Here is a 12913-nt window from a genome sequence, read left to right as displayed (position 1 = left end):
ATCACATGAATTATTTAAATCGCTTATTTCTGATTGTTTGTATTGGTTTTTTGTCTAACGGGATAAATGCTCAGTCATTCCAAGTTCCTGGGGGCATTGATTCATTGAAAAATACGATGTGGATGGAATATTTTGTTTCTTATGAATTGAAAGGACGAGTGGAAAAACAATGGATTCAAAGTGATTACATTGTAATTCTACATTGTGATGGTTCTCCTTTTTATGAAGAAATAGTAAAAATTCCTCAGACCTGTATTGATTTTAATGCTAAGAAAGAGAAGAAAATGAATCCTGATACATTGAGTAAATTATACAATCAATGTATTCGTAACTATTATTTGAAAAATCCTCACAAAAGTAAAATAGATACGGTATACATAGATTATGGATTTAAAAACGAAGTAAATCTCCTTCTTTTAAATCCAATTGAAGAGGATTTTTTTCTTGTTAAGAATGAAATCTACAATGAAGATTCTACTAATTATATCGTGAAAGAATTTTATTCCATTGATGAATTGAAGAACGAATGTTTTACAGGAGAAATAGACGAATTCAGGAGTAAAAGTGTGGAGATTTGGGAAAATGGAAAGAAAGAAGGATCCTGGAGATACTACGACAAAACAGGCAAACTAATCCGATTGATTGTGTATAAAAAAGACCAAATCATTCGGGAAGAGAATTATTGATTGAAGTCAAGTACATGAAAATCTAAAGCTTCTCAAATAGTTGGGTAATCACTTTTTTCAGTTTCTTCAGTCCTTGAATAAGGATTAACCAAAGGATAAAATTCCAAAGTCCAGATATTCCAATCATGATAAGAATTCGATACCACCAGTTTAATCCATCGACGTTAATTCCGAAAAGAGATACAGCAATGATTCCCAATTGAACGAAAATTAGGATGATCCATACAATTTCGGAGAACTTGATCCTTACATCTATTTGCGTAAGATTATCTGATAAACTAGTTAGACGAATGTATGCATCAGGCTCAATTCCCATAGACCGCTCAAATAGCTTGGCTTTACGAGTCACAAAAAATTCATCCCAAATAAATTCAATGGAATAAAAAGAGTCGTCTCCAATGCGATTTTGTTCAATCAGGTTTTCTTTACTCAAATCTTTCAGAGTTTGAGTTAAAGTGTCTTTGTTTTGATTGATTTGAAAACCATATTTTTTCGTAAAAACCATCCCATAAATGTATGAAAGAATTGATTGGATGGTGAGATAAATATAAAAAAGCAATTAATCAAGTCCCTACTCTTTTATAGTGTGTTTTTTCAAGGTAACAACTTCAACCAATCCAACGGTTTATTCGTTAAATTAAACTTTAACGTAAACCGAATCCGTTCCAAATAATTTGACGAAGAATAAGCATTTGTTATATTATCCGATTGCAAGACTGGAAAATAAATTCCGAAAATCGTTCCCAAACGCATGGCTAATCCCAAATCGTACGCTTGAATAGGTTTTGTACTAAATGCTTGGTCGAATAAACCGAAATCTCCATAAATTCCAAAGATCTTTGGACCAATTGGCGTTTCTAGATAGAAATTAGCGGTGGTCATCCAACGAGTTGTTGTTCCAAAATATCCCGATTTCCCATTCCCAATAGAAGATCTGAATCCTCCCATGTTTTCCAAACGTTGCTGCGACCAAATTCCAGATTGTGCAGAACGACCAAAGAAGTAATCTTCCAAAAACGCATCCTGATTTCCACTTGCTCCACTTAATGCATATCCATAATCGGTAGCATTTCCAGAGTTATACATGTCGAAATTCCAGTAGTTTCCAGCAAACAAACGCAACTCAATCCAGCGCGAACGTTTGTTTTTGATATATCGGTATTTGTATGTAGCAGCGACTGATGAACGCGAAAAATTGTCGCTATTGACTGGGTTCGCAGCATAATCTGTTCGCACTTGTAGATTCACTTTGTGGTCTTCTTTCGAAAAATCGAAGTCGTATTGCAAATATCCTCCAATGAGTTCTCGCTGTTTGGGTCTGCTTACATCCAAGCGATACATCGATTGAACACGAATGGTCTGACTAATTGGCCCTCCAATTCGATTGCCAATTTTTGCAGTCCAATAAGGTAGAATAGCAACATAATATCCATCGTTTCTGCCCAAAGTATCATTTTTGAATGAGCGTAGTGAAATTCCAATTCTAGAAAGTTTGAGGTTTCTTTTTGGAAGCCATGTACGATTGATTTCAGCGATTCCTGAAATGCGTTTTCCTCCAAAAGAATACATCGGGGCGATTAAAAATTGAAAGCGAGGAGAAGGAACGCTGAAATTGTGGAGAGCAAAACCAAGCATGAATTTGTCGTATTCATTTCCACCCAAGATCGGACTCCAAAACAAATTACTTCTTTGTGTTTCGTTTTTGTCTATCAAAAATTGCAGCTTCAGCGGCTCTATTTTTCCAAAAATCCCTTTTTGATGCCAATAGTTGTTACTTTGAGCAATTTCAGGAGCTTTTCCGCTTGCGTTGATCTGTACGGCATCCATTTCTGAGTCAAAAGTCACTTCCGATTTTTTTGTTTCATTTTCTGCCCAAATGGTTTGCATTTTCTGACCTTTCACAAATCCAGTTACTTCAATTGGACCGTTAACCTGACCAACATTTTTGACCGTAACGGTTGTTTTGCCAGCAAATGATTTAACCTTTGCTATTTTGTAATCAATGTGATTCGTCGTTTGAATCAAATCAGTAAAAAGCCACGACAAATCTTTACCAGTTGCACGTTCCAAAGTAGCTCGCATATCTTCCGGTTGCGGATGCTTGAAACTCCATTCGTTGTAATAGGATTGCATGGCTTTATCAAAGAGCGAATCGCCCAGATATTCCTTCAAATACGTGAAGACCAATCCTGTTTTCTGATACATGATTCCAGCGTAGTTGATATCGGTAAATTTTGCCGAATGTGTTTCTATTGGTTGATCTTCTCCGATTCCTGCAATAATTCGATGCATCATATCTCCCGAGTCGTAGTGGCTTAACTGGTGAAAATGAAAATATCCGTTCAGAATCATATCCGTTAAATACGTGTTTTTAGGATACTTCGTAGTCATGTAGCGCATTTCGTTCATGGTGTTCATTCCTTCATCCATCCATCCGTGAACACGTTCGTTGCTACCTAATATTCCGTAAAACCAATTGTGACCAACCTCGTGAACAATCACTACTTCCAATTCGATTGGAGAACTTGCATTTCCAATAACTGTTACATTCGGATATTCCATTCCTCCACCTGCAGAAATAGTTCCGTCAACTGCAGTGACTTGGTTGTAGGGGTAATCACCATTCCAAAGCGAATAATAGTAAGTCCCGTCGTGAATGTATTCAGAAGCACGTTCCCACAAAGCGGCATTTTTAGATGTAAATAAAGCCCAAGTCGTTACTTTTCGCTTCGAATGAGGTAATTCTACTTCTCCTTTTAGCACAGCATAGCGTTTATCTGCAAACCATGCAAAGTCGTGTACATCTTTTTGGGTGTAGCGGATTGTTTTCCATTCTGAATCTGAAGCGGGGAAATCATTGCGGGGATATTTTTTTCGAATAAGGGAGCTGAAATTTTCTTTCGTGTAACTAGCCTTCTCATTCATGAAAGCAATTTCAGATTCTGTTTGTAGATCTCCTGTTGCACCAACAACATAGTTTTTAGGAAGCGTGATTGAAACATCAAATGTTCCGTATTCCGAATAAAATTCACCTTGTGTTAAGTAGGGAATTTGATTCCAGCCATTTTTATTGTAAACAGCTGGCTTCGGGTACCATTGAGTGATCTGATACGATTGCCCAATGTGCCCCAAACGAGAAACTTCCCCAGAAGGAATTTGCACATGAAAAGGAGTAGTAACAGTAATAGATTCTCCCGATTTTAGCGGAGCATTCAGGGTTAATTTTCCAATATCTGGATTTTTTGGATCAAAAGTGAATGAAACATCTTGTCCATTGACTTGAAAATGAAGGGAATCAATTCCTCCTCGAATCGAATCTTTTCCAAAAGTGAGTATTGGATCACCACTTTCATACAATTGTTTTCCAAGTGCCGTTTTTCCACTCGTATATGCGTTCGGCCACAAATGCATGTAAATGAAATCAAGTGTTTGCGGCGAATTGTTGTGATATACAAATCGTTCAAAACCACTCAATGTGTGGGTCACATCATCCAGTTTAACGGTAATAGTATAATCAACCTTTTGCTGCCAATAAGATTGTCCATAGGATGATGATTGAATGAACCCTAAAAAAAGGAACGCCAGGAGTAGCTGCGATTTCATAGTTTGGAAATAAATTATAGCATATCAGCCGCGGCTGATTGCTCTATTTGTTCAGGATACAAAGTTAATGAATAAAGAATAATTTTTACCGCGGAGGCGCAGAGAACGCAGAGCCTACTAAAGCTCCATTAGCGCTCTTCCATTTTTTGCGGTGAAAAAATTATCTTGTAACCAAAATTCAACAGAAACATTATTAAAAAAACTCCTTATGAAAAGACTGACCACATTTTTATCTGTGCTGTGCATCTCCATTGTTCAGGCACAATCCTTTGATCACATTGTTTACAAGCAAGCGGTGTGTCCCATATACAAGCAAGTACTTCAAAAACGCGTTTTCAAAGAAAGTATCGATGAATTGAATGCAGTAAAAAAAAAATATGGAATGCTCTTTGGTGAAGATTATTTGCTCATGAGTTATTGCTACAAGGAAATGGGGAGTGATTCGTTGTCAGCTATTTATGCGAAAAAATCTTGTTCTGTTCCTACTTTTGATATGCGAACGACTTGGTACATTGCCGATTTAAATTATGGCTATATTACTGAGGGATTTATTGAAAGAGATAGGAAATTAATTGATGAAGGCTTTGAGATTAGTTCAAAGAATTATCAGGAAAAAAATCCAGATTCATTGGTAGCAGTTATTGATAGTATGACGTATTGGGATCAGTTTTACCTAAATCAATGGTATGCGAATCCAGATAACAATGCGTTTAAGCACCAACTGGATTCGATAAATAGTGTAAATGAACAATTGTTAGCTGAAATGATTCAGAAAACAGGGTTTCCAGGAGAAAAAAGATTGCAACTTGGGGAGTTCTGTATTTGGGTTATACTTGTTCATAGTGCAGGAAATGAAGAGTTTTACCAGCGCATGAAACCCGTTTTTCTGAATGAAGTAAAAATTGGTAATATGTCACCGTGGATGTTTGCAAATTGGGTTGATCAGCATCAATTCTACAGTAAGCTTCCAACAATTTATAACACTCAAGTAGGACTTAAGGCTGATTATACTGATAGCGAACTGAAAATTATTAGTGAAAACCGTTTTGAGATAGGCTTGGTGGATGTGGAATATTCGTTACCCAAATTCTAGCAATTTTTATAATAACTGAGACGAAGAGAGCGTAAAGGTTTGAGTGTATTCACCACTGCGTTCTATGCGTCTTTGCGTTGAAAAAGAATCACCCGATTGATTTTTGCGTACTTTTACTTCATGCAACGCTTTTTAGTCATTCAAACAGCTTTTTTAGGAGACGTCATTTTGGCCACTCCTGTAATTAGTGAATTGAAGCGTTTGTACCCTGATGCTGAAATCGATGTCTTGGTTCGAAAAGGCAATGAAGCGATTCTGAAAAATCATCCATCAATTCACGAAGTGTTTTCCTTCAATAAGAAAGAGGGGAAGTGGAAAGAAATGCGCCGATTGATTGGTGTTTTTAGAACAAAGAAATACGATGAGGTAATCAATCTTCAACGCTTTGGAAGTTCAGGAATCATCACTTTTCTTTCCAAAGGGAAACGCAAAGTAGGCTTTGATAAAAATCCATTTTCATTTTGTTATGATATCAAGATCAAGCACGAGATTGGAACAGGAAAACACGAGGTAGAACGCAATCTAGAATGCATAGCACATCATGGAGCAGAGAAATTGGTGCGACCAATGGTTTTTCCTTCGGATGCAGATCGTGCAAAAGTTACCAGCTTAAAAGATAAACCATTTTTCACGCTAGCACCAGCATCTGTTTGGTTTACAAAGCAACTTCCAGAAGCAAAATGGGTAGAGTTAGCAAACAACTTGAAAAGCGAAGGAGCAGTTTATTTAGTTGGCGGACCAGCAGATTTTGAATTGTGTCAGCGAATTTTGGAAGCAGCACATTTACCGAACGAAAACAATTTAGCTGGAAAGTTAAACTTATTAGAATCATGTGCTCTATTTGAAAAGGCGAATCGTTGTTTTGTGAACGATTCAGGGCCTTTACACATGGCAACAGCTGTAAATGCTCCAGTTACTGCATTTTTCTGTGCTACGGTTCCACGTTTTGGTTTTGGCCCGCTTTCAGATGATAGTGAAATTCGAGAAGAGACAGAATTATTGACCTGCAGACCTTGTGGTTTACACGGAGGAAAAGTTTGTCCAGAAGGACATTTTAAATGCGGGAATATTGATGTTGGAATATAAAACATTGGTGGGTACGCGATGCATTTAGCCCTGTCAGTTCGAGTGAAATGTGAGGAACGAGCATTTTTTATCGAGAACAAGGGGCGTGTCTGTCTCGATACGCTTCGCACTCGACTTGACACCTAACGACTATTTCAATGGCAAGCTCACCCGAATCATAGTTCCTTTTCCAATTTCAGAATGAACCACGTAAACTTTCCCTTTGTGGTATTCCTTCACGATTCGTTTTACTAAGGAAAGTCCTAATCCCCAACCGCGTTTTTTAGTTGTATAACCAGGTTCAAAAATGGATTTAAATTGTTTAGGTAAAAGCCCTTTTCCGGTATCAGAAATTTCAATATAAACTCGTTCAGGAACTGTTTTTATAGTGACATCTAATTTTCCTTTCGATTCCATGGCATCAACTGCATTGCGAATAATATTTTCCATCACCCATTCCATCAACGATTTGTTGTGACTTACCAAAATTTCCTCGTCATCAAAGTGAGTTGTCATTTCCACTTTTTGAGAAATGCGTGGGCGCAAGTAATCCATTACACCTTGAACAGTTAATCGAATATCACTTTGTGTGAGTTGAGTTTCAGATCCGATTTTCGAAAAACGTTGCGAAACAGTATCTAAACGCTCAACGTCTTTTTGCATTTCGGCGATGATGCTTTGATCCACATCTTGGGTTTCCAAAATTTGAATCCAAGCCATTAACGAGGAAAGTGGGGTTCCCATTTGATGAGCAGTTTCCTTAGCCATTCCAGCCCAAACCTGATTTTGTTCTGCCTTTCGGAATGTACTAAAAAGTAGATAGCCAATCAGTATGAATAGTCCGATGATTAAAAATTGGATGTAGGGAAAGAATTGAAGTTGTTTTAATTCATCTGAATTGTCAAAATAGAGTAGATTAACCTGGTTTTCGCCAAAAGAAATTTCAATCGGATCATTCACCAATTCAAGTTTTCTCAGTGTATTTCTCAGATTTTTCAAATTTGTTTTTTCCTTTGATAAATTACTTGAAATCAATGAGTCATTTTCCTTATTCATCAAGACGACAGGAATTAACTTGGAGTCATTGATTAATTCGTTGTTGAATGCGGAAATCAACGAATCCCGCTCTTTTTCTAATTCAATGGTGCGTTTGGTATCGGTGTAAAAGTAGGTCATGGTTAATCCTTTCACTACTTCAATGCGGAATGGTTTGTGATTTTTCTCCCAAAAAGTAGTTAGAATGAGTAAACTGTCTTCGTATTTTTGGGTCAATTCTTTGCGAGTCAATGTCGGATTTAATGTTCTTAAATCTGTTGTGTCAAAATCGAGATTGATGAAACCAGAAACTTGGTTTTCATCGTCCACTAATATAACTGGAATGTCTTTGTTTTCATTGATAATACTAATTGGAAAACGATAATCGGGGAAAAAATTGCCATTTGTTGGTTCTTTGGATATTTCCTTCGTAGCATCTAAATACAACTTGATTTTACGTCGTTCGTATCCACGGAGTTGTTGGAAAGCTCGATTTGTAAATTCTACTAATTCAGCTTTTTTCTTGATTGCATCTGCCCATTGTTTGGCACGTAAACGTTCCCGATCCGATACTTTTTGAACCGTAGAATTCGATACCCAAAGCGATGCTGCAACAGTGATCAGTGCTACGATAAGCAGCACAATTTTCCATGTTTGTTTGTTCGAATATAAATTCATGTGTTACGAATGTAAGTAAAAACGTTGTTTTTGAGGAGAAATTGTTTTCGATCCGATTTCTTGTGTCTGTCTCGATACTTTCGCCGTGTCAGTTCGAGTTTCCGACTTTTTCAGTCGGGAGTATCGAGAACACGGGGCGAAAACTCGACATGACACCTCGGTCTTTTCAATTCGAGTATTCAACATCATGTCAGTTCGAGTGAAATGTGAGGAACGATCATTTTGTATCGAGAACGACATCTGATATATTGAGCACAGGCAGGGCTTGTAATAAATGAACTTTTTCCTTAAATTAAATAGGATGAAGTTATTATATGTTTATATTTTAGAGTGCTCAGATGGCTCATATTATACTGGTATAACCAATAATCTAACAAGACGTTTGGAACAACACCAATCAGGAAAGAATCCCGATAGTTATACTTTTTCACGCCGACCTGTTGAGATGGTTTTCTATGCAGAATTTACTGATTTCTATTATGCTATAGATAAGGAGAAACAAATTAAGCGATGGAGTAAAGTGAAGAAAAAAGCTTTAATTGAGGGGCGATTTGAGGATTTGGTCAATTTGGCAAAGAAGAATTTTGATTAGTGTGTCCGTCTCGATACTTCCGCCTTGTCAGTTCGAGTATTCCGACCTTTCAGTCGGGATGTATCGAGAAAACAAGCGGAAACTCGACATGACACATGTGGGGACTCGAGACTGATACCGAGAATTATTATTTAGCATTATTCTTAATTGCGTTCTTCCAATACCTAAAAACGCTTTTTCATTAATTTTGCACCTGAATAACGAAAATTATGGCTGACTTTTTTTACCAAGAACCGTATCCTATTTTAAAGGACACGACTGAATATCGCAAAGTTTCTTCTGATTACGTAACTGTAGAGAAAATCGGAGATAGGGAAGTATTGAACATTGACCCAAAAGCGTTGGAGTTTTTAGCTCAAGAGGCATTGAGTGATGTGTCATTCTTCTTGAGAACTTCTCATTTGGAAAAATTGCGTGCTATTTTGGATGATCCAGAAGCAACGGATAATGACCGTTTTGTAGCATACAATTTATTGCAAAATGCAACGATTGCAGCTGAAGGTCAACTTCCATCTTGTCAGGATACCGGAACTGCAATTGTGGTTGGTAAAAAAGGAGAAGGTGTTTACACAGGCGCGAATGATGCGGAATACCTTTCGAAAGGAATTTTCAATACGTACCAAGAGAAGAACTTACGTTATTCTCAAATTGTAGCTTTAGATATGTTTGAAGAAAAGAATTCGGGTTCCAATCTTCCTGCACAAATCGATATTTATGCAACTCAAGGTGCGAAATATGAATTCTTGTTTCTTGCAAAAGGTGGAGGTTCAGCTAACAAAACCTTTTTGTACCAGAAAACAAAATCGTTGTTGAATGATGCTTCTTTAGAGGAGTTTATCAAAGAAAAAATAAAAGACTTAGGAACTTCTGCTTGTCCGCCTTATCACTTGGCGTTCGTTGTCGGAGGAACATCTGCTGAAGCAAACTTGGCTGCGGTGAAAAAAGCTTCGGCTGGTTACTACGATCATTTACCTACAGAAGGAAACATGGGAGGTCAAGCTTTCCGTGATTTGGAGTGGGAAAAGCGCATCCATAAAATTTGTCAGGAAAGTACAATCGGAGCTCAATTCGGAGGGAAATACTTCACGCACGATGTTCGTGTAATTCGTCTTCCACGCCATGCGGCTTCTTGTCCAGTTGGATTGGGAGTATCTTGTTCGGCAGATAGAAACATCAAAGCAAAAATTACCAAAGACGGTTTGTTTGTAGAGCAATTGGAGAAAAATCCACGTCGTTTGTTGCCTGAAGTTCCGCCGCATTTGGAGCCACCAGTAAACATCGATTTGGACAGACCAATGGCAGAAGTATTGGCTGAATTGTCGAAATATCCAATCAAAACGCGTTTGAAGTTGAACGGAACATTGATCGTGGCTCGCGACGCCGCTCATGCACGTATCAAAGAAATGTTGGATGCAGGAGAACCGATGCCTGATTACTTCAAAAATCACCCGGTTTATTATGCAGGTCCAGCAAAAACACCTGAAGGAATGGCTTCCGGAAGTTTCGGTCCAACAACAGCAGGTCGTATGGATTCTTATGTGGATTTATTCCAAAGTATGGGTGGGAGTATGATTATGTTGGCAAAAGGAAATCGCTCGAAAGACGTAACGAATGCATGTAACAAATACGGCGGATTCTATTTGGGATCCATTGGTGGTCCAGCAGCAATCCTGGCGAAAGAGAATATCCTTTCAGTAGAGGTTGTTGACTTTGAAGAGATGGGAATGGAAGCAGTGAGAAAGATTACGATTAAGGATTTCCCAGCTTTTATTATTACGGACGATAAAGGAAATGATTTCTTTGAGAATTTGTAAGATTTAAATAAAAAAAACCATGTGGGGACGCGATGCATCGCGTCCCCACATGGTTTTTATAATCCGTATATTTGAATAAACCGAGATCACATGAAACAATATCTAGGACTTATTTTCTCAGCGATATATGGGTTACTCATTCGCGTAGTGAGCGAGTTCGATTTTATTGAGATTAACTCACTTTCTTATTTGATTGTTGCCCCAATGATTATGGGTTTTATTCCTTTTTATTTCAAGGACAATGGCTATAGAAAGAGTTGGGCAATAGCTGTGTTTTTTCCATTACTCGCAGTGATTTTGTATTTGATTACAGCAGTGATTTCTGGTTTAGAGGATTTAATCTGTTTTTTTATTATTGGATTGCCCTATGTGTTCTTTTCTGTAGTAATGAGCATCATATTTTATCAAGTTCTCAAGAAAAAAGACAAAATAAAAGATGATGACAGTATCATTGACCGCTTGTCTGTTCCATTGTTGCTTTTACCCATTCTCTTAGGACAGATTGAAAAGCAATTCCCGAAACATAAAACGGAACACATTGTTAGTAATGAAATAATCATCAATCAACCCGATTCGGTGATTTGGAAGAATCTTTTTGCAGTTCCAGATTTAAGAATAGCAAATTCTTCCAGTTTCTTGAATTCATTCATTGTGCCGCAGCCCACGCATTCTACTTACGATCCAAAAACAAATACCCGATTGGGATATTTTGAAAATGGGATTGTATTGAATGAGTCTGTAATGGTAAGTGAGAACAACAAAAAACTCACGTTTGCAATCAATCTGGAGAAGTCAAAGTTGAGTTCGAGCCCTACCTTTGATCATGTATTGAAAAACAAAAGCCTGCAATTTGAATACATTGGTTACGAACTGAACTCCTTGAAAAATGGAAATACTGTTTTAAAATTGACAACCAAATACACTATTCATTCGAATATTCCTTTTTATGGGAAAATGTGGAGTACATCCATTGTCAATGAGTTTGAACAGAATTTATTGAGATCACTGAAGAAGGTGTTGGAACCTTTGCGGTAGGAGGCGGATTAACTACTCGGCTTCTTTTTTCCGAAAAACTTCTTTTTGCGATTTTTGTTATTTCCATTTCCGTTAGAAGGGTTTCCAGATACTTTCCATTCAGGAACTGGGCCAAATTCTTCAGGAATAGAAGCACGTTGAATTTCCATTTCAATCAATCGTTCGATACGAGCCAACTTAGGCATATCCTTGGGATTAATTAATGTGTAAGCTTCTCCTTTTGTATTGGCGCGTGCTGTTCGTCCAATTCGGTGTACATAATCTTCGGCATCTCTTGGAGCATCGTAATTGATAACTAAATTAATTTCTTTGATATCAATTCCGCGACTCATTACATCTGTAGCAACTAAAATACGCGTTCTCTTAGATCTAAATCCGCGTAGAACTTCCTCCCGTTCTTCTTGTTCCAAATTGGAAGAAACTCCTTGGGTGTTTTTATATCCAGCTCTTTTGAGTGCATAAACAATCTCATGAACTTTTATTTTTGCAGAAGTAAAAATGATAATACTATCATATTCAGGTCGACCTTTTAGAATAAAATCGAGTGTTTTGTTTTTTTGATCATCGAAACACAAAACAACATGTTGAGTAACACCTGCCGCTGGTTTCGAAATTGAAAGTGCAATTTCCTTCGGATTGATCAAAATTTTGGAAGCCAAATTTTTGATTTTTGATGGCATTGTAGCACTAAATAATAAGGTTTGTCTCTTCTTTGGTAAATGAGAAATGATGCGTTCAATGTCATCTGAAAATCCCATGTCCAACATTTTATCAGCTTCGTCTAGCACCAAGTGTTCTAATTGAGAAAAGTCGACATAGCCTTGCATAATGTGAGAAAGCAATTTCCCTGGAGTTGCAACAATAATATCCGTCCCTTCAACCAGTGCTGACTTTTGTTCTTCCCAACGAGTACCATCTCCACCACCATAAACGGCCATAGAACCAACGGAAACGAAATAGGATAAACCTTGTATTTCTTGTTCAATTTGTACTGCCAATTCACGGGTTGGAACTAAAATCAACGTATTGATTGATGTATCTTCTTTACCAGTTAATTTGTTTAGAATCGGTAATATGAATGCTGCAGTCTTTCCTGTTCCTGTTTGTGCACAAGCCAATAAATCGTTATTCGCAAGTATTTCAGGAATAGACAATTGTTGAACTGGAGTTGCATTTTCAAAGCCCATGTGATGAATGGCTTCAAGTACCAAATCATTTAATCCTAATTCATTAAATTTCATAAAGCAAAGTTAGTCAATCTTATTGAGCATAGATACACTTGATATCTAAGGAATAGTTCTTAAAAAGATGT

At 37.4% G+C, this 12913-nt stretch carries 10 protein-coding genes; 6 read left to right on the top strand and 4 right to left on the bottom strand.

The window, feature by feature from the left end; all coding sequences use genetic code 11:
- Positions 1 to 5: 5 nt before the first annotated feature.
- On the top strand, positions 6 to 686 hold the full coding sequence (locus FLUTA_RS01915; RefSeq protein WP_013685164.1) for a toxin-antitoxin system YwqK family antitoxin: 681 nt from the start codon (positions 6 to 8) through the stop codon (positions 684 to 686).
- A gap of 22 nt (positions 687 to 708) precedes the next feature.
- On the opposite strand, the gene FLUTA_RS01910 is transcribed toward FLUTA_RS01915, so the two are convergent.
- Complete coding sequence (locus FLUTA_RS01910; protein ID WP_013685163.1) at positions 709 to 1191, bottom strand: hypothetical protein; 483 nt, start codon at positions 1189 to 1191, stop codon at positions 709 to 711.
- Between the two features lie 89 nt (positions 1192 to 1280).
- Positions 1281 to 4289 carry a M1 family metallopeptidase gene (locus FLUTA_RS20460; RefSeq protein ID WP_013685162.1) on the bottom strand — a complete coding sequence of 1003 codons (3009 nt, stop codon included), beginning with the start codon at positions 4287 to 4289 and terminating at the stop codon, positions 1281 to 1283.
- A 208-nt stretch (positions 4290 to 4497) separates the two neighbouring features.
- Between FLUTA_RS20460 and FLUTA_RS01900 the strand changes: the two genes are divergently transcribed.
- Complete coding sequence (locus tag FLUTA_RS01900) at positions 4498 to 5382, top strand: hypothetical protein (protein WP_013685161.1); 885 nt, start codon at positions 4498 to 4500, stop codon at positions 5380 to 5382.
- Between the two features lie 120 nt (positions 5383 to 5502).
- Complete coding sequence (locus FLUTA_RS01895) at positions 5503 to 6468, top strand: glycosyltransferase family 9 protein (protein ID WP_013685160.1); 966 nt, start codon at positions 5503 to 5505, stop codon at positions 6466 to 6468.
- A 129-nt stretch (positions 6469 to 6597) separates the two neighbouring features.
- Here FLUTA_RS01895 and FLUTA_RS20455 read toward each other — a convergent pair whose 3' ends face one another.
- Positions 6598 to 8160, bottom strand: a complete 1563-nt coding sequence (locus FLUTA_RS20455; RefSeq protein WP_013685159.1) for a sensor histidine kinase — start codon at positions 8158 to 8160, stop codon at positions 6598 to 6600.
- 301 nt (positions 8161 to 8461) lie between these two features.
- Between FLUTA_RS20455 and FLUTA_RS01885 the strand changes: the two genes are divergently transcribed.
- From FLUTA_RS01885 to FLUTA_RS01875, 3 genes are all read left to right on the top strand, one after another.
- A complete protein-coding gene (locus FLUTA_RS01885; protein WP_013685158.1) occupies positions 8462 to 8752 on the top strand; it encodes a GIY-YIG nuclease family protein in 291 nt (96 codons plus the stop codon).
- Positions 8753 to 8961: 209 nt separating this feature from the next.
- Positions 8962 to 10566 (top strand): fumarate hydratase, encoded by a 1605-nt coding sequence (locus FLUTA_RS01880; RefSeq protein ID WP_013685157.1) that lies wholly within the window; start codon positions 8962 to 8964, stop codon positions 10564 to 10566.
- Positions 10567 to 10656: 90 nt separating this feature from the next.
- Complete coding sequence (locus FLUTA_RS01875) at positions 10657 to 11601, top strand: hypothetical protein (protein WP_013685156.1); 945 nt, start codon at positions 10657 to 10659, stop codon at positions 11599 to 11601.
- Between the two features lie 8 nt (positions 11602 to 11609).
- Here the strand turns inward: FLUTA_RS01875 and FLUTA_RS01870 are convergent, their stop codons facing one another.
- A complete protein-coding gene (locus FLUTA_RS01870) occupies positions 11610 to 12842 on the bottom strand; it encodes a DEAD/DEAH box helicase (RefSeq protein WP_013685155.1) in 1233 nt (410 codons plus the stop codon).
- Positions 12843 to 12913: the final 71 nt, after the last annotated feature.

Origin of the sequence: Fluviicola taffensis DSM 16823 (assembly GCF_000194605.1) — a bacterium.
In the GTDB taxonomy this organism is placed as follows: domain Bacteria; phylum Bacteroidota; class Bacteroidia; order Flavobacteriales_D; family Crocinitomicaceae; genus Fluviicola; species Fluviicola taffensis.
The sequence above is the reverse complement of the archived record's forward strand: the minus strand, read 5'-3'. Positions and strand labels throughout refer to the sequence as shown.